We start from the raw sequence: 20,024 nt of genomic DNA, 5'->3' as shown, positions 1-20,024 counted from the left end.
GGATATTGGGGGGCACGTCCCCCCATATTAAACATGACATTAGTTAGAACGCTTATTACCGCGCTAAGCCTGCTTTTTTTAACTACCTTTAGCCACTTATCTCAAGGCGCTGACGAATTAGAAATAGATGGCCTAGTGCTCGATCGCAGCATTAGTCGCTTTGGTCACCAGTTTTATTTTGAATTTTCAAACCTTTGGCGCGACCTACCCTCAACCGCTGGTTTTAATATAGAAATAAAAGAGACCGTACTTCCTCGGGCTGGCACAAAACTGACCTTAGTAATGAATAATCAAATTGTATATGTAACCTATTTAGGGCGTCGCTTGGAGCCTATTGATGAGCGTGTAGAACACGCTTTATACAGTGTTATGGATGCGATGGCGCGCTCTAATTTACATAAAGCTTCGCCCGATATGGCAAAAAATGGATGGTAAAATGGCCCCCGACTCAAGAAAATATATAACAACAATTATAATGATATTACTCCCCTTATCTGTATCTGCAACAGAGCTTGTGTATACCCCCATTAATCCAAGTTTCGGAGGTAGTCCACTCAATGCCAGTATGCTATTAAATAAAGCGCAAGCGCAAAATAAACATAAAGCACCAATAATTGAACAAAGCTACGCTGAGAAATTTCAAGATTCTCTAGAACGTACCTACTTAAACCGCATGGTAAGAGAGATCACTGATATTGCCTTTGGTGAAGATATAGATGAAAGTATTTTTAACCAAGATTCAATTTTTTTAAGTGGTGATTACGAAATTCAAGTGATCACCAGTACCGTAGATTCAATTACAGTGCGAATAACCAACACCACTGACAACAGTGTCGTGGTCATTGAAGTACCGAGGTTTAGCTAAATGAAAGCGCTATTTATTGCAGTACTTACCCTGGCATTATCCGCATGCAGTAGCATGGGCAATTTGATCCCACCTTCGCAACAGTTGGCCGCAAGTTTAACCCCCACTGAAACCTTTAAAGCACTTCAACAGTTACCAACACCTGCTGGCAGTATCGCTGTATCGGTATATTCTTTTCGTGATCAAACGGGGCAATATAAACCGCAAGGCAATGTTAGTTCATTTTCAACCGCCGTCACTCAAGGGGCTAATTCCATCTTAATACAAGCGCTGCACGAATCTGATTGGTTTATTCCGGTTGAACGTGAAGGTTTGCAAAATATTCTGACTGAAAGAAAAATTATTCGCGCCGCCCAAGCCGAACAGCCAAATGCTGTTGAATTACCACCACTGACCACCGCTAAAATCATTTTAGAAGGCGGTATAATTAGCTACGACACCAATGTAAAAACCGGTGGTTTTGGCATGGAATATTTTGGCATCGGCGCGTCAGAACTCTACCGCGAAGATGCAATCTCGATTTATTTACGTGCCGTAGACGTGCGTACTGGGCAAGTATTATTGTCCGTAGCCACCAGCAAAAAAGTGCTCAGCCAAGAGATGCGCGCAGGGTTCTTCCGTTATGTTAGTTATAAACGTTTAGCCGAAGCCGAAGCGGGTTTTAGTGATAACGAACCGATGAGCATTTGCGTAACCCAAGCAATTGAAAAAGCCCTCAGTGATCTAGTCATCAAAGGCATAGATAAAGGCATATGGGCAACAAAGCGTAGTTAATTAAACACTTAACATGATTGCTTTGGTAAATAGTTAATTCATTTACTAAGGCCACATGCTAATCTCTAAAATTAATCTTGCTTGAAAAGGAAGCTGTATGTCATCAGTCCAAATTGCCCGATATATCATTAGTTTTAGCTGGTTATACCACGGCATATTTCCAAAACTTGTGCATATTGCCCCGCTTGAAAAACTAATAACTGCAAGCCTTGGCTTTTCAGAATCGATGTCTTATTTAGTCACTAAATCGGCGGGGGTGGGCGAGGTCGCCTTCGCTATACTGCTATTTATATATTATCAATCTAAAATAATCATTGTTTTAAATATCATTGCATTAGTTGGGTTACTATTCTTTGTTGCTGCGCTACAACCACAACTTTTAGTTGAAGCATTTAACCCCGTGACTACAAACTTGCCAATTATTGGCCTAAGCTTAGTACTATTAAATAGCCTAAAAGCTCAGCCCAATAACTAAGTTGGGAAAATAATCTCAATGGTAATTACCGATTGAGTGCTATATAAAACAAAGGTTATACGTGCTCTGAGATCTGTTTGGCTAAAGCTGCAAACTCACTGTCGTCGGCTCTTTCACAATCGTGAGATGATAAATTTCAAAAACATACCTGTTCGCCCCACTCCCTCTAGCGCAGAGTCAAAAGTGCCAAGGCTCATCATCTTCCCAAACAGGATGATAAGGTGCTTTACCTGAAACAATATCACAAAATATGCAGTTACTAATGGTCCAGCCTACTGATTATAATTGGGCGTATATAATGGTTGATCTGTTAGTCATGCAACGGCAACCGTACCGCCATATAGCGCTGTGCCCAATTAGATAACTCAATACGATTTCGTGAATTGGTTTTTTTAAATGCGCTATAAAGGTGTGTTTTTACGGTGTGATCACTGATATTTAACCGCTCTGCGATACTATGATTATTCGCCCCTTGTGCGAGTAAATGGATCACTGACTTTTCACGTTTGGTTAGATTTGCTAGTGCTTCATGTTCACTATCAGCATCGTAGTTAGAATGTGGCTCAAAACGACTTACCATGGCGAGCACTTCATTAAATGTAGAAGAAATAATCTTGCGACTGAACCAAAGTTCATCATTAATGATCCGCATTAATCCGGTAAATACGTCTTCAGGAAGATCATTGTTATAAAAAACTCCCTTAAAGTTATTAAGTAATAAGTTTTTTTCACAAATAGCGTCAGAATGCGCATTAAACACAATTACAGGTTTCACTTTGGCTAAGGCTAATAAGTCTGCTGGTATTAAATTTTGCCAATTGCAGCCGCTGCTATCAATTAAGAAAAGATCAAACTCATTACGGTTGTCATTATGGGGGAGACTGTCGTCCATTTTTACTTTACTAAAAAATGCATCTAGCGTTTTAATTAAGTATGGATAACACTGTGAACGAACTGGCATTTTAAATACGGTTTTGATAAATACGGAGGTTGGTTGAATCATTGCATCTCGTCCTTGAAACATTTCGTTCACAATACCTAAAACAACTCCAATGTTCAACCTATTTCACTCAAATCTATTGATTTATAAAGAGAATAAAAATTCTAGACGTCTAGATACTTGACTGCCAAGTAGTTTAAAAGTCAACCCTTTTAACTATAAAACCTATTTAAATCAACCCTTTGTTACTAATTTGTTACTTTATTAAATGATAAAATCGAGAAGTAACTCCATTGGTCCAACCAAAGCCTTGCTGCACTTTGTACTCGCCACCTCCAGCTCTATTTTCAGGCTCATAAACATTGTATTTTTCGAGTAGACAGTGGTCGGTTTTAAAACTGTTTTCTATCATCTGTAACCAATTGCTCATTATGATGTTTGCATCTGCAACAAAGCCATACTGGTGAAATCCGTGTACAGCAAACCACTGCAGTGGTGCCCAACCATTAGGGCTATCCCATTGCTGGGAAGTCTCATTGAGGGTTGTTACTAATCCGCCTGGTTTTAAAAAGTCACTCATAAGCTTATTTTTAACCAACACCGCCTGCTCTTCGCTGGCACAATTGACAAATAATGGGACGGTGGCGGCAAGCGACAGCACTGTAGATTGTTGCTGGCTTTGATAATTAAAATCAACAAAAAACCCCATATCAGTACTGAATAAATACTGATTAATTGCCGCACGTCTTTGAGCTGCTTGTTGCTCAAAATACTGTTGCTTATTTGTATTTTTTAATACCGCAAAATAATGACCCAGCTGTTTTTCAAGGTAATAAAGTAAACTATTGAGGTCCACAGGAATGATATCCGTGGTTTGAATACTGGTAAGCTTATTATTACCCAGCCAGCGACTACTAAAATCCCAACCAGACTCGCACGCAGCTCTAATATTTCTATAGTAATTAGCTCTTTGCTGTTCAGGAAGTAATGAGGCATCATGCAAATCTTCACGCAGTGATTCTGGCCGTGGTGTTGCTTGATCATCCCAATAACGGTTAAGTAATGCACCATTTGCCATTTTTACTACACGCTTATGGCTTGATATTTGCTCACTCAGTAGCTCTGCCCCCTGCATCCAAAATGTATATTCTTGCTCAAGGGCAACAACGCAATCAGTTAACCATGCAAAGTCACTATTTTTACAGTATTTTGCTTGCCAAATTAAATCAACCATCAGCGCTAGAATAGGAGGCTGCGAGCGAGAACTATAGTAACTGCGGTTACCATTGGGAATACAACCATTACGATTTTGCAGATCAATAAAATTAGCAAGCATGGCTTCGATACTGTCTATATCGCCAATATCTTGCAAACCTAACGCAGTAAAATAACTATCCCAATAATATATTTCTTGAAAGCGCCCACCCGGTACTATGTAGCTGTGTTTAAGGGGTAATAAAGAGCTGGCTTTAGCTGTGTCTGCATTGCGATGCAAATACGGCCATAAATTAGCAATATAGCTTTGCACACTATCGCTGTTGCTTTGCTGAGTTGGGAGCTGTGTTGATTCAAACGTAAAATGCTGTGCTACAAATTCTGTTAACTGTGGTGTAGTAAGTGGTTTAACGCGTAAGTAAAGGTCGCATGCTAACTGCCAACTATCATTAGCAATCGCATCAGCAAAAGTTTTACTGTCACTAAATATAGCCGCCAGTTGCACATCTAAAAATAATTGGCTATTTACAAAGTTCATATCGTTCCTTTTTCTGGCACTGCGCCTAAGTTTACTGTCATTTTTTTAAATAAAGTTACACTGATCAACAACAAGCTAATTGGGATCAAGGTAAGATAAAAGGCATGTTGGCCACTAAATTTATCAAAGATGAAGCCGGTAATTACTGAACCAGTGGTGCCGCCTAATGCTGAAAAAACCACGATAAGTCCGGTCATAGCTGCCTGCTGGTGAGCGGCTAACGCACTGAGCATCACAGAGTTAAGTAATGGGTAAAGAGGAGCCATAAAAAAGCCAATGAGCGGCAGCATGTATGCTGCAAAAGGCACATCAAATACACTCGTTACTTGGCTGCCATCAATTTCATGAGTCAGCGGTAAAACTAGTAGCACCAGCACGGCCATAGCAACCAAGCAACTTAACAACAAACTATACCAGCCAATAACGCGTAATATCTGCCCCGCCACTAGTCTACCTAGCGCCAGTGCTGCGGCAAACACACTGGCCAATTGAATACTAATATCAACTGGCAGCTTAAGTACTTGATTATTAAAAGTAGGTAACCAAGTCCCTACCCCTTGCTCAATCAACACATATAAAAATGCACTGATAATAAATATAACCACTAGAGGTTTATAAGTGAGTGTTAGCATGTCAATAAAAGCTGCTAATTGACTGGTACGTAACGTTGCTTTTTGAGGTGCTTTTATTGGCGCTATAAGCACTGTAATAAAAGCCATACCCGCTAACAAAGCCAGCAAATAATACACGTTCAACCATGCTGTATTTTGCGCATTACTACTATCAATAAACCATGAGAACACCCAATAGCCAGATAACACCCCAAGCATAAAAATACCTTCAATGGTGTTAAGCAATGCTGAGTGCTGATTGGCGTTATCAGTGACTTGGCCAATAACCGAGTAAACGGATACTTTCATAATCGCGAAACTGCAACCGATCACAGCAAACAATACTTTGAACGCATAAAACTGTGCAATTGAGGGCATTAACAAGCACATTAAGGCAACCAACCCCAACGCTACAAGCATGGCCAGTTTATAGCCAAGTCGTGGAATAAATGATGCAACAATAAAAGAAACTATTGCTATGGTAAGGTCTTTATAGCCTTCTAAAATAGAAGCTTGCGTTTTTGTTATGTCAAAACTATTGATGGCTTGTAAAATTACGGTGCCAACACTATTGAGTAAAATAGCGAACACGAAATAGCTACACGCCAACGCTATGGTTATTCTTATTGGGTTCATACACGTTAACCTGATGTTGATTTCTTTTAGCATAGTGTAGCGCAAAATAAAATGCAAACGTTTGCATTTTATTTCTAAATTGAGTTAACTCACCCTACAGTTTATCCTTTGCTAGATTGACGATTAATTAATTCTATTTCAACAACTTGCGATTCAGCTGACTGGCCTTGTAACTGCGCTAATAATTTTTCAACCAGTAATACTGAGGCTCGCTGAGTGTTTTGTTTAATGCTCGAAAGTGATGGGTGACTCACATCTGCCATGGCAATATCATCAAAACCAACTAACGTAACATCGTTAGGAATACTGATATAGCGCTCTTTTAACGCTTTCATAGCGCCTAGTGCCACCATATCGCTGCACGCCATAATGCCGTCGAAACATAAACCTTTCGCGACTAGTAATTGGTTGATCCCGTGGTATGCTGCGCTACTAGTAATATCGATAGACACTACGTGTGCTATAGCGTTAGCCGTATTTAGAGCCGCTAAATAGCCACGGTAACGTTCGCCAATTTCAGCATGTCCTGGGTCTCCCAAAAATACAATATTTTTAGCGCCACCTGCTAATAAGTGTTCAGTAGCAAGACGACCCCCAACAAAGTTATCACTGCCTACAATGGGATAATTACTGGGAGTTTTTGGGTCACCCCAAACAACTAAGGGCACGCCTGCATTAGCGGCGGCTTCAATGTTTGCCGGATCTTTGCCTTGCCCAACCACAATAATGCCATCAGCCCGACGGCTATTGATAAAGTAATTAGCCCAGTCATCACCGGCCATAAATGAGTTTGAGAGTAGAAGTTCTAGCCCTTGTTTATTCAACGCGAGGTTTATCTCTCCGACTACCTTAAGCAAAAAAGGGTCGTTAATTGATTGCTCAGTGCCACTGTCGAAATTTATGATCACTGCTACAACATTGGTTTTTTGTGAGCGAAGGCGGCTCGCAGCCGTATTTAAACTGAAGTTATGTTGCTTTGCTAACTGCTTTAATTTATCTCTAGTTTCTTTTTTTATCAATGGGTTATCATTTAACGCACGAGAAACAGTCGAGGTTGATACTCCAGCAAGCTTGGCTAGATCCGCTAACTTTAGTTGTTTGTTATTCATTGCTAAGTACGAAGCCTTCCTTAAATCGTGAAGTTGCAATATACCATCATTATTAAAATTAGGCTGCGCCAAGGCCTAAATTTAGTCATAAACATAACCGTGTATAAAAATAATACAGAAAGTTAAAAAAATAATTGCAAACGTTTGCATAAAGTTCTAAGGTTTAAAAGAACACAGCATTAACATTTCATTAAATTAGTTAGTGCTTTGTTATTTATAGTTTTTTAAATAACGAACAAAAAATGGGAATACCAACATGACAACAACACACACACCAAGCAAACTTGCTTGCGCTATTATTTTAGCGCTATCCAGTCAAACCGTGCTTGCAGATCAACCAGTAACAAGCGCGCAAACAACCACAGATAAAAAAGTTGAACGCATTGTGGTTTCTGGTACACCTGCAGGTATGGGCGTTCGTAAAATTGATGCCAGCTATGCTGTGACAAATATTGATGCTGAGCAAATAATTAAACTATCACCAAAAAGTACTGCGGACTTATTTAAAGCAGTTCCCGGTGTGTGGGTAGAAAGCTCGGGTGGTGAATCTGGCGCTAATGTATTTGTTCGCGGTTTTCCTGGTGGTGGTGATGCACCATTTTTAACCCTAAGCCTTGAAGGTTCTCCTATTTACCCAGCACCAACATTATCGTTTTTAGAAAACTCATCATTATTTAGAATCGACGAAACCATTGAAACCATGGAAGCATTACGTGGTGGTCCAAACCCCGTGGTTTCTAACGGCCAACCGGGCTTAACAACCAACTTTAGATTAAAGCGTGGCAGCGAAGATACTCAAGGCTTATTTAAATACACCACCTCTGATTACGATTTGCAACGTGTTGATGCTGTTTTAAGTGGCGAAATCAGCGACGACCTATATTTTATGGTAGGCGGCTATGTAAAAAGCTCACCAGGTATTCGTGATGCAGGCTTTACCTCTGAGAAAGGCAGCCAGTTTACGGTTAATATCACCAAAGAACTCGAAAACGGTGAAATGAATTTCTACACTCGCCAAACAGACGATCATGGCGCATGGTACTTACCAACACCACTCAATGTTAATGGCATTGATGCTGAATATACCCAACTTGGCACACTAAACCGCCAAGCGACCATTTATACCGGGCCAAATAATGACGCGCACCAAGTTGATATTGGCGATGGCCGTGGTTGGAATGGCCATGTATCTGGCGGTAGTATTAAACTTGAATTTGACAATGGCTGGAGTTTTTCAGACCGCTTTAATATCACCAAAGGCGATGCTAATACACTTGGTTTAGTGCCCGCAGGCTCCGCAACAACACTAGGTGAAGTGGCTGATAATGGTCAGTCTGCAACAGGCGCCGCGACAGGCACAACTTATGACAGTGATACACCCGTACAACAAGTGGGTCGTTGGGTGGTACTCAAAGAAATTAGTTCATTTACTAATGATTTAGCATTTTCAAAGCAATTTGAAGACCTCTCTGTTGCTGTCGGCTATTACACTGCAAGCACCTCTGCCAACGACTGGTGGAGCTTAGGCAATACGGCCTATCATGTTCTTGAAGCGGGTGGTGAAATGCTCAATGATATTACTTGTAATGAAAGCGCCGAAGGCTGTGACTTTAACTACGACATTAATTCATCAGGTGATGCACGCACTAATGCTTTTTATACCACGGCACAGTACAAGCTAAGCCAAGATCTCACTCTTGACGGTGGACTACGTTATGAAAGCCATGATGTACAGTACAGTGTTGATGAAGGCCTTGACGGTATTATCAATAAAACCGTTGATTACGATGAGAGTAAAACCTCATGGACAACCGGTTTAAACTATTCAATTAATGATGACATGGGCGTATTTGCTCGTGTTAACCGTGGTTATAAAATGCCATACTTCGATGATTTTAGAGATAACTACGTCGCATACCACCAAGACGGCGAGAAACTCATTAAAGAAGTCACTCAAGCTGAACTTGGCTATAAACTGATCACTCAAAGCACTGACTTTTTTGCCACTTTATTTACCAACGAAGTCAAAGGCGATACCTTTGTAAGTCGCCCAGACGTGCCCGCTGAAATCTTAACCAACGAAGCGTATGGTGTTGAACTTGATTACAACTTTAATCATGAATCTGGCTTTTCTGTTAATTTAAATACTACATTACAACAAACAGAAATCACGAAAAGTCCAAAAAATAAAGGCAAAGAAGCACAGCGCCAACCTAAATGGCAAGTACGTGTAACACCAAGCTATGACTTTGAAGTAGACGGCATGTACGCCACACTCTATGGTACTTTGTCAGCAGTGGATGACCGCTTTGGTAATAATGAAAACACCGTGACACTTGATGGCTACGAAAAAGTTGACTTAGGTTTTATCCTTGAGCCAATGGAAGGGATCAAACTGCAATTAGCAATTGATAACTTAACCAACGAGCAAGGTATTACCGAAGGCGACCCACGTAATGCTGACGCCCCCAATGGCCGTTACATTATGCCTCGTACAACACGCTTAAGCGTAAGCTACGAATTCTAACCCTCATCTCTCTGGATCAATACCCAAAGCCGTGGTGGTTAATACACTGCGGCTTTTTTAAATCACGTTTTGAACAAAAAGCTGCTCTTGCGACTCGCTCTCTTGGCGCTTTAAATAACTAAATATTATTAAAAAAGTCATAGCAATGCTTGCCGCAATAAGCGAGCCTAGCGTGGCAAAACGAAAACTAAACCACTGTGCAATTAAACCGGTACTGGCAGTGCCAAGCATGACCCCTACTTTAATGGCATTGCCATAAAAAGCAGAGGTAAAACCAATTCGTGATGGTAGCTGCTCTTGTAAAATAGTCAGGCCGATACCCGCAAAGATCCCATAAAAAATAGCATTTACACCTTGCAGTACAAAGAATTGCCATACTTGATCGGCAAAAAATACGCCAATATAGAACAAAATAGCGCAACTAAAAGCAAAACCTAACAAGCCTGTTTTAGTGATGCGTTTACTGAGCTTTGCGCTATACAACATCACAGGGATCTCGATTAATGCCACCATGCCCATAAATATTCCAGGTATATTATTAGCAAAGCCCAGTTCATTTATTGTATAAAGCGGTAAGGCACTGGCGTACATAATATTGCCAATTGAACCAAAGGTTATAGCAGCCCCTAAGGCCCAAAATGATTGATTGATCGGCTGATTTGGCTCAGCTTTCTTAGCTCTGTCGTTAGCATTAACACTGGGCAAAAACTTCATTGCAAAAATTAATGCCAACAACGCAAACGTAGCTGCGGTATAAAATGAGCGACTAAAGGCAACTCCTGATGCAAGTAAATAGCCAAGCGGCGGGCCTGCGACCCATGCAAATGAAATTGCCGCTCTAAGGCGAGTATTAAACTGGGTGATATCAATATGATCTTGCTCATCAGCCCACTGGCGAGCAATAGTCATAACTTGCGGTATCGCGGCATTGCCCATTGAAAGCAAGAGTACTCCGGCAGCAAATACCTGCCAAAAAGACGTTGCGTTAGCGAATATGATTAACGCCATCCCCATGCCAGAGACCGCAATCATAAACATCTTTTTAGCGCTCACGCCCTTATCGGCCAATCCACCTAACCATTGGCTAAAAAGAATGCCCATCAAAGTGACACCTGTAGTGTACACACCCAAATATATAGGTGGACTTTGTAAGCCTTCAACAATAAACAAACTCATTAGTGGATTAACAAATGCGCCTATTAAGCCCGTTAATAAGCTTAACAAGATAAATACCACACCATATTGTTTGAATATCGACTTCAAAAAACACCATACAGACACTAAAAATAAGCCGCGCATTATACGCGGCTTTAAGTAATATTAAAATACAAAGCGGGTTGTTTAATAATCACGATATACTCTCTATAGTTGATGAGCAAAACCTTCTCATTGTGTCAATAAGCTAACTAAGTGCTCAGCAAGTAAGCTATGTGTAGCTGGTGCTAAGTGAATCCCTTCATCAGAACATGGATTTACTTGCGAATAAGCATCTAAAAAATTACATCGATGCAATTTTGTAACGTCAGCAAAGTGTTGTGCTAACTGTTGTGATTTAATTTCAGCACCAGCATAAATACGTTGATATTGATTAACTTCATAAACTTTAGGCGGGCTAATAATAATACGTTTTGGTAAAGTGGTATTACTATAAAAGTTATCTATCTCAAGCAGTAACTGATTTAAGCCCCGCGAAATTTGCTCTGGTGTTAAGTCAAAGCGCGCTTTTAAATCATTAGTACCGAGTTGAATAATAACAACATCAACAGTATGTGCTTCCAAATACGGTTTTAAATACTTAATGCCCGATTTGTCGCCCATAAACGGGGGATTATTGACTAAAGTACGATTAGGCTCCCCGGCTTCAATCACTTCAAAGCCTGTGCCCAACAGCTGCTTTAATAAAGTAGGCCAGCGTTCAGTTTCGCTCAGCCGTTTCCCATCAACAGGAGAAATACCAAAGGTATTAGAGTCGCCAAAACACAAAATATTCATTTAAAATGGATTCAGCGTGTAGCCTTGTTGCTGTAACTGGGCGTGAGCGGTCATTGCAGAAAGCGCCATTTTCACTCCAGGGATAAGCTGCTCTGCTGCTACCTTCATATGCATTGCCGACTGCCCGCACACATATACCTGCGTGTTATTAGCAAGCAGCTGTTTAATTAAAGATTCGGTTTTATTATCAACATCAAAGCGGCTTTTATAAACGCTGTTTTCCAGCACATCAACACTCGCGCTACCGTGTACAACGAGAGCTAGCTGGATGTTTTCCGGCTTTACCCCATGGGCAACATGCATATTGATAAAGCGCGCTAACGAATTAATATGATTATTTTGCGCGCCTTTTTCAGCGCCATCTCCTACATCAAAGGCAATTTTAAACTGCGCTTGGCTTAAGTCTGATACATGAGCTGGTACATTGTAAAAATAACCAAAGTCATTGATAACAGGAGTTGGCTCAGCAGCGATCGTTGTTAAGCTAGTTGCAAGAAGGCCAAAGCCTAAAAGTGAAGTTTTCATAAATCATCCTTTTTAGTTTAGCCTACCCGTATTTAACCAGCCTGTACATGTGAATGAGCTTTAAAAGTCATTCCTAAATAATTAAAGGTTTGTTTAAACATGTCTATAAATGCGTCTGGCGCAGAGGGAGATGAGGCATTAGACAATAGTGAAAACTGTTTTTGACGTAAAGTTCTAAGCTTCGGTTTTAACGCCTCGTCATCCATGTAATCTGTGATCCTATCCATAAATGCTTTCATTTGTGGCGTGGTGTTATACCAGTACACAGGCGATGCGAACACCCAATGTTCGTAGCGAAGTAACACTTCAAACAAATTATAAAAATCATCATTGTGATACTGCTTATCGTAGCGATAAGGTGAAATAACATAATCATCTAAGCAAAAAACAATGCCGCTTTGTTGCTTACTATAGGCATTAACTTGCGCCGTAGTATTACCGTTTTTACGGCCACTTGAATAAATAATAGCGGTGTTATGCATTGATTTTTCTTGCATTTTATTTCTCCTTTTTTATGGTTGCAAAGAGCATAAAACCTCAAGTAAGATTGAGGTCAACCTTAAAAATTGATTTTTAATAAAAAAGAAGAAAACTATGACCGATCAACAAAAAAAACTTGTTGAAGCTAATTTAACTGTGGGCTTTGTAGCTAAACGCAGCGGCGTAAAAGTCTCCGCACTACACTTTTACGAAACCAAAGGCTTGATCCGCAGCTGGCGGAACAACGGCAACCAACGCCGTTATAAGCCTGATGTACTGCGCCGTGTGGCGGTCATCAAAGCAGCGCAAGCAATGGGCATTACTCTTGAAGAAATCAAACAAACCCTCGCCACTTTACCTGATAAACGTACCCCCACTAAAGAAGATTGGTCAACATTATCAAAAAACTGGCAAGCACAACTTGATGAACGTATTGCTTTTATGCAGCGCCTACGCGACAGAGTCGACGGCTGCATCGGCTGCGGTTGCCTGTCAATGACAAAGTGCCCGATTTACAATAAAGACGATTACTTAGGCGATACCCAAAGTGGTGCAGTGCTATTAGTAAATGATTAATCTAAAACCTCATACAATTTGCAGCTAAATACACAGAGCAACAAATTATAAGCGCTAAAACATAAGAATTTTTCGATTTTAAATTAACAGTAATCAATCAGATAGATGTGATGTGCTTTATATAGTTAGCGCATTTGCATGAGAAAGTAGCGTCATTTTGGCAAAACCCCCTGTTGATAAAAATAGAATGAAATAACATCGTTACCGAAACGCCTTGTATTACTAGAGATAAAAAGTGCTTAGTAACGATTGATACAATGGATGTCAAAAACCAATTGCAGAAAAAATAGTTAGTAAAGAAGCCAATTACTTACTTGCAGTGAAAGCGAACCATAAAGAGCTACTGTCGCAAATAGAAGACGCTCAATTGCTTGAGATAACACAACAAGCGTATGAAGGAGTTTTGTTTAATGAAGCCGATTATCCAAGAAATAGAGAAGAAATTAGGTGCTCTGCAGTTAACTATAACGTAAATGATTTATCAAAAACGATACACTGGGAAGGCATAAAACAGTGGGTTTATTGTCTCTTTTAGAACAGAATAAGGCAATGTAAGCAATGAGGTTTTATAGTGTTTAAACAGGTAAAAATAAGGTTAGTAATGATCTATGTGTAACATTAACATAAATCATTACTGTAATTTATAAATTAATAAAGTGCTTTAATTTTCTTAGCAAAATCAGAAGCATTACGAGACATTTTATGTCCAGTCTCAACAGTTAAAGCGTTATCTGCTAATGAGAACTCACTTGCAGAGTCTGAAAAGTCATCTTTAGCTGTAACATTTATTTTAGTTAACTTAGCAATCTCTTCTTTATAATCCACATCATCTTTACAAATTGCAGAAAGAGCCTCAAGTGTTGCAACAGTTCTTTGGCCTGAATGAGCAATAACCCACTGGCTTTGATAATTATCTTTAGCTAATTTATCTTTATTCGCGGCGATCATTTTTTTATAATCTTCCCAATCGACTTTTACATCTAGTGAAGCATTACCACAAGCCGCTTTAACTTTATCAACCTCTGCTGAAATACTAGCATCAGCTGCTCTAATAGCCTTTTTGTCTTTAATAGATGCATATGAAGCTGTACTAAATAACGTAATAATAATACCCGCTAAAATTTTATGTTTCATTTTCTTTCCTTGTAGTGATTAAAATATATCGTAAATTAGTTTATAACTGGTTTCTGGCAAATTAGTAACATCATCACCAATTTCAATAATCAGCACACTGTTTGACATTTTTGCTTGATGCTTATCTGCTACAACAGATGGAATAAGCTGAATTTTTTCTATCCCTTGTACAGCCTCCAAATAATCGTGGTCGATGGTACAAATATTTTCTAATGCATTCATATAAGCCGATAATTTAGCAGGACTAGTTTTTAGTTTTTGAGATTCAAACTGTCGCCAATCTATATCGATTTCAATATTCGTTTCACATGTTGTAGAAAATGAACTAACTGATTTTTCAATAAGTTTTTTGGCAGCAATTTTACTAACAACATTTAATTGCCTTACTTGATATTGCTCTTTGACTTTATTAACTTTTACAATATCTGCCAAGCCGGAATAAATAACTTTTGTAACTGTATCATTATCGAGATATACACTTGAATAAGAAACTAATGTTCCTGAACGAACAGTTTTATGACCTTCATTTTTAAAATTAACATCCGGCATTCCAAGCAATTTTAAATAATAACCATCACCAATGTCATTCTTGAATTTTTTATAAAGTAAGGTATTACCATCATAATGATGTTCAAAGCCATTGTAATTTACATAGTAAGTATTTTCATCCTCAGCTGGAACAACTGTCAAAGTAGCAGAAAATTCAGAGTCAAAGCTATGGTAAACCTTTGGGTTTTCTTGAGCCATAGTTGTAAATGAAGTGATAATTGTTAAAAATATAAAAAGATAATTCATGATCGATAGTTAATCCTTTAACTTATATGTATTAAAATAATGCAGGTAATAGTAACTTTAAATCCAATTAAAATTGACTACTAAATAACAACGTTACTATACGCAATCATAAATCAAAATTCAAAATTTTATTACACTAAAATAAGAAACAATAACAACATGATAAATTAATTTTTTGTAACCCTATAACTTATAATATTTACATACATTCAACTTACGATCATCGAAACAAAGTAAAGTTGATTAGGTGAATTTTTGCCACAGTATTTTACCAAATTTGATCTCACTTTCAGAATTAGTGTTATCCGCGTATTTCCACGGGAACTTGAATACCTCTGACGCGTTAGCTTATTTCACTTACCAGTCAAAATAAAATAAGCCATATATAGACACTCCCTTGAAGTCAAAGCGAGCTGGTTTATAGGTTCGTAAGGCGCACAACCCACAACGAGTGTGTAGACTGCCGTTCATATGGAAATGATAATAATGAAAGCTGTAACCTGAACTCAGGACAAGGCGGTAAACATTACACCAAGAATGTACAATGCATTTTCTGGCGTAAGCATTGTTTGCATTTTACTAATTAACTGACTCTAAAAACCCAGTAATAGTATTATTTATTGATACTCTCTAAAGTGCTCACATTTTTAATAAAACGGCTATAAATACAGAATAAGGAGTTCAGCTGTAAAATAATAAAAGTATTTAACTGCACGCATTAAAACGTTCAATCCATACTTAATTTTACCGCAGTAATAATTTTGAGTACCCGCCAACTAAACACTTTTCCATTGCGAGATTGGGGCTTGCTTGGCTTTGAAAACCAAATTGTTGATAAAGTGAATGAGCGTCTTTTGTTGCCAGTGTAAAACGGCGTAATGATTGCAATTCAGGGTGACTCATTACATGATCCATCAGCTTTTTACCCAGCCCTTGACCTCTAAATGGCTCTAACACAAATACATCCAGTAAATTTGCAAAAGTGGCTTGGTCAGTCACCACTCGTGCAAATGCCAATAGCTGTTTATTTTCAATTAATGCAAAGCACAGCGAGTGTGCGAACGCTTTTTCTAACCGTTCGCGACTAATGCCTTGACTCCAATAACTTCGCTCAGATAAAAACTCAAACGCTTGGGTAAATTGTTGTGGTGACAATTGGTGAGTAAATTTCATTTTATTTCCCTACTGAATGCTTGCATTGGAAAGAAAAACTAAAGGAATTGATGCCGCAAGAAACAGTGACATAACCCAATTAAAACGTTTAAAGATATTTGGCTTATTTAGAAATTGGCGCATGTATTTGCCAAAATTCACCCAAAACAAGCCTGAGCAAGCCGCGACAAGGTTAAAAATAATCACGCCCAAAATTGCAGAAGGCCAATAGGCACCTCCTGGTAAAGTAAGTGCAGTACAAAGTGTCATTAACACTGCATATGACTTAGGATTGATCAACTGAAAAAGCATGCCTTGAAAAAAATTTAAAGGCCTTGCTTGAGCATTATCACCTTTTAATTGAGAGCTACTAGCTATCTTGTATGCCAAATATAAAATATAACCACTGGCACAAAGCTGTAGAAAAAAATGCAGCTTTGGCTGTATTAAAAACAATTTACCTAATCCTAGTAGCATTGCCAAATGCATTATCGTCATGCCTACTCGAATACCCAATAAGTGCGGTAGGGTTTTGATCACGCCAAAATGTGTGCCTGAGTGAGTAAGCAAAATATTATTAGGCCCAGGCGTAATTGACGCCGCAAAACAAAATAAAATGAGAGCCGGAGCAAGCTCAAAAACAGTAGCTGTATTCATAATGATTAATTGTATTGATACAATATTGTAGTTGTTTAATAACTATTAATTGTCATACTTATGTAAAATCATCAATATTTTTATTGTTATGAATACAATTTACAAACCGGATCACACTCTATTTAGTAGTTTGTGCAAAACACAGCCAAAATATCGCGCATTAGCCGCTTTGATTGAGCATGCTATCGACAACAAAATGCTGGGTTTTGAGCAAAAATTACCAGCCCAACGACTTCTCGCTGACAGCCTAAGTGTTACACATGGTACGGTAACTCGTGCATATGCTTTACTTGAGCAACGAGGGTTGGTTACTGCAAAACTAGGGGCTGGTACCTTTGTAAGTAAAGTTATTGAGTTAAGTCATTTTGAGGGCGACACAGACTTTGCTTCAAGCATGCAACCGATGATGGGGCAACAACATGTTATGACCAATGCCCTGCAATCGCTGTCAAAGGATCAACGTGCATTAACAGATGTGATGATTTATAAACTCAATGGACTTACCTCACATCAATATTTTTTCAAACAATGGCTAGCGGATAAGGGCTTTGATTGCTTAAACCATCCGTTGATATTTACCCAAGGTGCTCAGCAAGGAATATTCACTACGTTAGCAACCTTGTGTGAAAGTGGCGATACTGTCATTGCAGAGTCAATGTGTTACCCCGGTTTTTACCTTGCGTGTCATTCGCTTAAACTTTCATTAGCGCAAGTAAACGTGCATAGCGACGGGATTGATCTTGCGCAAATTGAAGCATTGTGTAAGTCGCGTACAATCAAAGCGGTTTACATCACGCCAAACTGTCAAAATCCAACCAATATTTGCTATAGCAGTAACAATTTAAATGCCCTACTGGCGCTGAGTCGCCGATATAATTTTTTCATTATTGAAGATGACGTAAATTACTGTTTGCCAGAGTATTGGCGATTACCATTGTGGCAACAAGCACCGGATCGGGTTTTTTATATTTCAAGCTTTTCAAAATATTTTGCAGGCGGACTACGAGCCGGTTACTTATTACCTCCACGACTTTGGGAGCAACCAATTTTAAAACAAATTCATAGTGAGTGTTGGGCGGTTTCCTCAATGAATTTTGAGTTAATAATGCGCGCCATTAAAAGTAACGAATTTACTTATAATCAAACTAAGCTAGCAGATGAGATACGCTATCGTATTGAACAAATAAAAAAGCTGCTTCAAACTTATGAGATAGATGCTCAGTTTGCCAGTTTAAATGTATATATTCGCTTATCCCAGTCGCAGAATATGTTTGAGTTTTGCAGCGTATTAAAAGCGCATAAGGTAATTGTAAGGACGCTAGATTCCTTTATCCCAGAAGTTCCAGCCCTAAAAGTAGATAATCCAAATGGTGTTCGCCTCACCCTAGGCGGCCCAGCAACCCGGGCTGAGTTTGACTTAGGCATCACCCGCGTTGAAGCCGCTTTACAGCAGTTTAATCAAACATTTGAGGTAGTTATTTAAATTTTATCATTCAATAAAATCGGGGAATCATTATTCCTTTGGGTGATGTGAACTCATACTTTTTTGAGGAAATATAGTGTTTAAAGTTCTGCGAGTTCTCTATTGCTTTTGCATTTAGTTTTGCAAATTTATATGAAATTGACATGAATATCCTTTTGCCTACCCAAGCAGTTATTTACTGCTTGGGTTAAATTCCTTTAATTTTATTATGTTACTTAACTACAGATCTACCATCAAAAATGATGTGAATTTTTGCCACAGTGTTTTACCGAACTTGATCTCGCTTTCAGGCTTAATGTTATCTGCGTATTTCCATGGAAACTTGAAAATATCTGGCGGTGTTAGCTTTTTAATAGGTTTACCCATCAAAAGATTATCGAGCTGCTCTTCATCATTAAATTCTTTTCTCAACTCGTCATCTGCTTTGGACATTTCTTTTAAAAATGACTTATCAACACGATACCAAAAATACTTAGGGCGACCATTGGCTTTATCAAATTCAGCAGTGGTTTTATCAAACTCACGGTAATATTCAAATTGCGGGATATCAGCCAAAGGCTGAGTAACATTCATAAAGTTTTGTAGCAGTTCCCAATGAATAAATGCAGATGCTATCTGGTTACTAAAAGTTTGGTCATATCGCATGCTTTGCTGATAATGTAACAAAGTAAACCCACGGTATGGAAAACCGCTTTTAGGGTTATGCTGCACCCTATAATGTGCATTAAACTCTTCAAATGGGAAAATATCGAAATCTTTCGCGTTTTTAGTTGGTACCTCCACCATTCCTGTGGCACGATTAAAAATAACAGCTAGATTATATTTAAACCTAAAAAACGGCCAAATTAACCAATTAATCAATTTAGAAACTATCCAACATAATGACAGGCCCGCTAAAAATTCTAACGCAACATCAACCGCCCCTAAAGCTAAACTAAATAACGGCATAACAAACAAGAATATAACAATACAAAAATGAATTATTGCCCAAGAAAAAATGACAAAGCCAGCAATATTAGTTGCGTTTCCTGCTAATGGCATTGCTAATTCATTTTTACCTTTTGCTAAAATTGAACGTGCATATTTTTCTGCTCCAGTAATATTACCTTTGTAGCAACTGTTTTGACTATTATCAAAACAGTGGCCAAATACACCGTCTCTCGGGTAAAACGCCTGCTTACTTTGATAGCGGCAAAACATTGAATCACGTTCATCTGTTGCGATTTCATTTCTAAATTTTGCAGCTTGCTTACCGCGATAAGCGGTTTTTGCGTATTGCTCAAACATATTCAACTTCCTTATTACCGAACTGTACTATTAACTATTTTTTCTCAGTTCGGCATCACTCCTTTGTGTAAATGCTAAACAAACTAACTTCACTACCACACGGCTTCTCTATTAACTTGGCAATCTGCTGGGTCTAAATAGGGTTTTAACTCCTCAGGAAATCCGTGTTTTTCTGTTATATCTTTATCTATTTTGAAGTAGTGCTCTATTGATTGATATAAGTGTGTCCCAAGCGGGATTGATGTATCCATAA

Annotated in this window: 20 protein-coding genes and 1 pseudogene; 8 read left to right on the top strand and 13 right to left on the bottom strand. The window is 38.8% G+C overall.

Translation table 11 applies throughout. The features are described from left to right. The first annotated feature begins 33 nt into the window (after nt 1-33). The 4 genes from H5187_RS05525 to H5187_RS05510 all read left to right on the top strand — a co-directional run bounded on the left by H5187_RS05525 (nt 34) and on the right by H5187_RS05510 (nt 2,114). Nucleotides 34-435 (top strand): curli production assembly/transport protein CsgE, encoded by a 402-nt coding sequence (locus tag H5187_RS05525; protein ID WP_145234525.1) that lies wholly within the window; start codon nt 34-36, stop codon nt 433-435. Then, nucleotides 425-865 carry a curli assembly protein CsgF gene (locus H5187_RS05520; RefSeq protein ID WP_182797624.1) on the top strand — a complete coding sequence of 147 codons (441 nt, stop codon included), beginning with the start codon at nt 425-427 and terminating at the stop codon, nt 863-865. Before H5187_RS05525 ends, H5187_RS05520 begins: the two co-directional genes overlap by 11 nt. Further along, a complete protein-coding gene (locus H5187_RS05515; protein ID WP_145234530.1) occupies nt 866-1,639 on the top strand; it encodes a CsgG/HfaB family protein in 774 nt (257 codons plus the stop codon). 97 nt (nt 1,640-1,736) lie between these two features. Further along, the gene (locus H5187_RS05510; RefSeq protein WP_182717635.1) at nt 1,737-2,114 is read left to right on the top strand and encodes a DoxX-like family protein; all 378 of its coding nucleotides are present in this window, start codon (nt 1,737-1,739) and stop codon (nt 2,112-2,114) included. A gap of 310 nt (nt 2,115-2,424) precedes the next feature. On the opposite strand, the gene H5187_RS05505 is transcribed toward H5187_RS05510, so the two are convergent. The 4 genes from H5187_RS05505 to H5187_RS05490 form a co-directional block, all read right to left on the bottom strand. Continuing rightward, nucleotides 2,425-3,117: a response regulator transcription factor gene (locus H5187_RS05505; RefSeq protein WP_182717650.1), complete on the bottom strand. Its 693-nt coding sequence runs from the start codon at nt 3,115-3,117 to the stop codon at nt 2,425-2,427. Nucleotides 3,118-3,310: 193 nt separating this feature from the next. Then, complete coding sequence (locus H5187_RS05500) at nt 3,311-4,807, bottom strand: trehalase family glycosidase (protein ID WP_182797623.1); 1,497 nt, start codon at nt 4,805-4,807, stop codon at nt 3,311-3,313. After that, complete coding sequence (locus H5187_RS05495) at nt 4,804-6,054, bottom strand: sugar MFS transporter (RefSeq protein WP_182794481.1); 1,251 nt, start codon at nt 6,052-6,054, stop codon at nt 4,804-4,806. The genes H5187_RS05500 and H5187_RS05495 overlap by 4 nt, the downstream gene beginning before the upstream one ends. A gap of 101 nt (nt 6,055-6,155) precedes the next feature. After that, a complete protein-coding gene (locus H5187_RS05490) occupies nt 6,156-7,163 on the bottom strand; it encodes a LacI family DNA-binding transcriptional regulator (protein WP_182717638.1) in 1,008 nt (335 codons plus the stop codon). Between the two features lie 256 nt (nt 7,164-7,419). Between H5187_RS05490 and H5187_RS05485 the strand changes: the two genes are divergently transcribed. Continuing rightward, nucleotides 7,420-9,690, top strand: coding sequence for a TonB-dependent receptor (locus tag H5187_RS05485; protein WP_182797622.1), 2,271 nt, complete (start codon nt 7,420-7,422; stop codon nt 9,688-9,690). A gap of 57 nt (nt 9,691-9,747) precedes the next feature. On the opposite strand, the gene H5187_RS05480 is transcribed toward H5187_RS05485, so the two are convergent. The 4 genes from H5187_RS05480 to H5187_RS05465 all read right to left on the bottom strand — a co-directional run bounded on the left by H5187_RS05480 (nt 9,748) and on the right by H5187_RS05465 (nt 12,704). Then, nucleotides 9,748-10,953 carry a sugar efflux transporter gene (locus H5187_RS05480; RefSeq protein WP_220491224.1) on the bottom strand — a complete coding sequence of 402 codons (1,206 nt, stop codon included), beginning with the start codon at nt 10,951-10,953 and terminating at the stop codon, nt 9,748-9,750. Nucleotides 10,954-11,076: 123 nt separating this feature from the next. Next, nucleotides 11,077-11,682 carry a GDSL-type esterase/lipase family protein gene (locus H5187_RS05475; protein ID WP_182794482.1) on the bottom strand — a complete coding sequence of 202 codons (606 nt, stop codon included), beginning with the start codon at nt 11,680-11,682 and terminating at the stop codon, nt 11,077-11,079. Next, entirely contained in the window at nt 11,683-12,207 is a 525-nt protein-coding gene (locus tag H5187_RS05470) for a DsrE family protein (protein WP_182794483.1), read from the bottom strand. A 32-nt stretch (nt 12,208-12,239) separates the two neighbouring features. Next, nucleotides 12,240-12,704: a flavodoxin family protein gene (locus H5187_RS05465; protein ID WP_182717641.1), complete on the bottom strand. Its 465-nt coding sequence runs from the start codon at nt 12,702-12,704 to the stop codon at nt 12,240-12,242. Nucleotides 12,705-12,801: 97 nt separating this feature from the next. On the opposite strand from H5187_RS05465, the gene soxR reads away from it, so the two are divergent. Both soxR and H5187_RS25170 read left to right on the top strand, forming a co-directional pair. Beyond that, nucleotides 12,802-13,263, top strand: coding sequence for a redox-sensitive transcriptional activator SoxR (gene soxR / locus H5187_RS05460; RefSeq protein ID WP_182717642.1), 462 nt, complete (start codon nt 12,802-12,804; stop codon nt 13,261-13,263). Nucleotides 13,264-13,449: 186 nt separating this feature from the next. Beyond that, nucleotides 13,450-13,598 (top strand): annotated as a pseudogene (locus H5187_RS25170) (ISAs1 family transposase); the annotation flags it as partial. A 313-nt stretch (nt 13,599-13,911) separates the two neighbouring features. On the opposite strand, the gene H5187_RS05455 reads toward H5187_RS25170, so the two are convergent. From H5187_RS05455 to H5187_RS05440, 4 genes are all read right to left on the bottom strand, one after another. Then, entirely contained in the window at nt 13,912-14,397 is a 486-nt protein-coding gene (locus tag H5187_RS05455; protein WP_182717643.1) for a hypothetical protein, read from the bottom strand. 18 nt (nt 14,398-14,415) lie between these two features. Then, entirely contained in the window at nt 14,416-15,192 is a 777-nt protein-coding gene (locus H5187_RS05450; protein WP_182717644.1) for a hypothetical protein, read from the bottom strand. A gap of 744 nt (nt 15,193-15,936) precedes the next feature. Continuing rightward, nucleotides 15,937-16,365: a GNAT family N-acetyltransferase gene (locus H5187_RS05445; protein ID WP_182767331.1), complete on the bottom strand. Its 429-nt coding sequence runs from the start codon at nt 16,363-16,365 to the stop codon at nt 15,937-15,939. A 9-nt stretch (nt 16,366-16,374) separates the two neighbouring features. After that, entirely contained in the window at nt 16,375-17,001 is a 627-nt protein-coding gene (locus H5187_RS05440; protein ID WP_145234560.1) for a LysE family translocator, read from the bottom strand. Nucleotides 17,002-17,089: 88 nt separating this feature from the next. On the opposite strand from H5187_RS05440, the gene H5187_RS05435 reads away from it, so the two are divergent. After that, nucleotides 17,090-18,484 (top strand): PLP-dependent aminotransferase family protein, encoded by a 1,395-nt coding sequence (locus H5187_RS05435; RefSeq protein WP_182740914.1) that lies wholly within the window; start codon nt 17,090-17,092, stop codon nt 18,482-18,484. A gap of 219 nt (nt 18,485-18,703) precedes the next feature. Here the strand turns inward: H5187_RS05435 and H5187_RS05430 are convergent, their stop codons facing one another. Continuing rightward, entirely contained in the window at nt 18,704-19,771 is a 1,068-nt protein-coding gene (locus H5187_RS05430) for a hypothetical protein (protein WP_182740913.1), read from the bottom strand. Nucleotides 19,772-20,024: the final 253 nt, after the last annotated feature.

The sequence above is a fragment of the Pseudoalteromonas sp. SG44-1 genome (assembly GCF_014164315.1).
GTDB classification, from domain to species: domain Bacteria; phylum Pseudomonadota; class Gammaproteobacteria; order Enterobacterales; family Alteromonadaceae; genus Pseudoalteromonas; species Pseudoalteromonas rhizosphaerae.
This window is presented reverse-complemented; position numbering and strand designations above follow the sequence as displayed.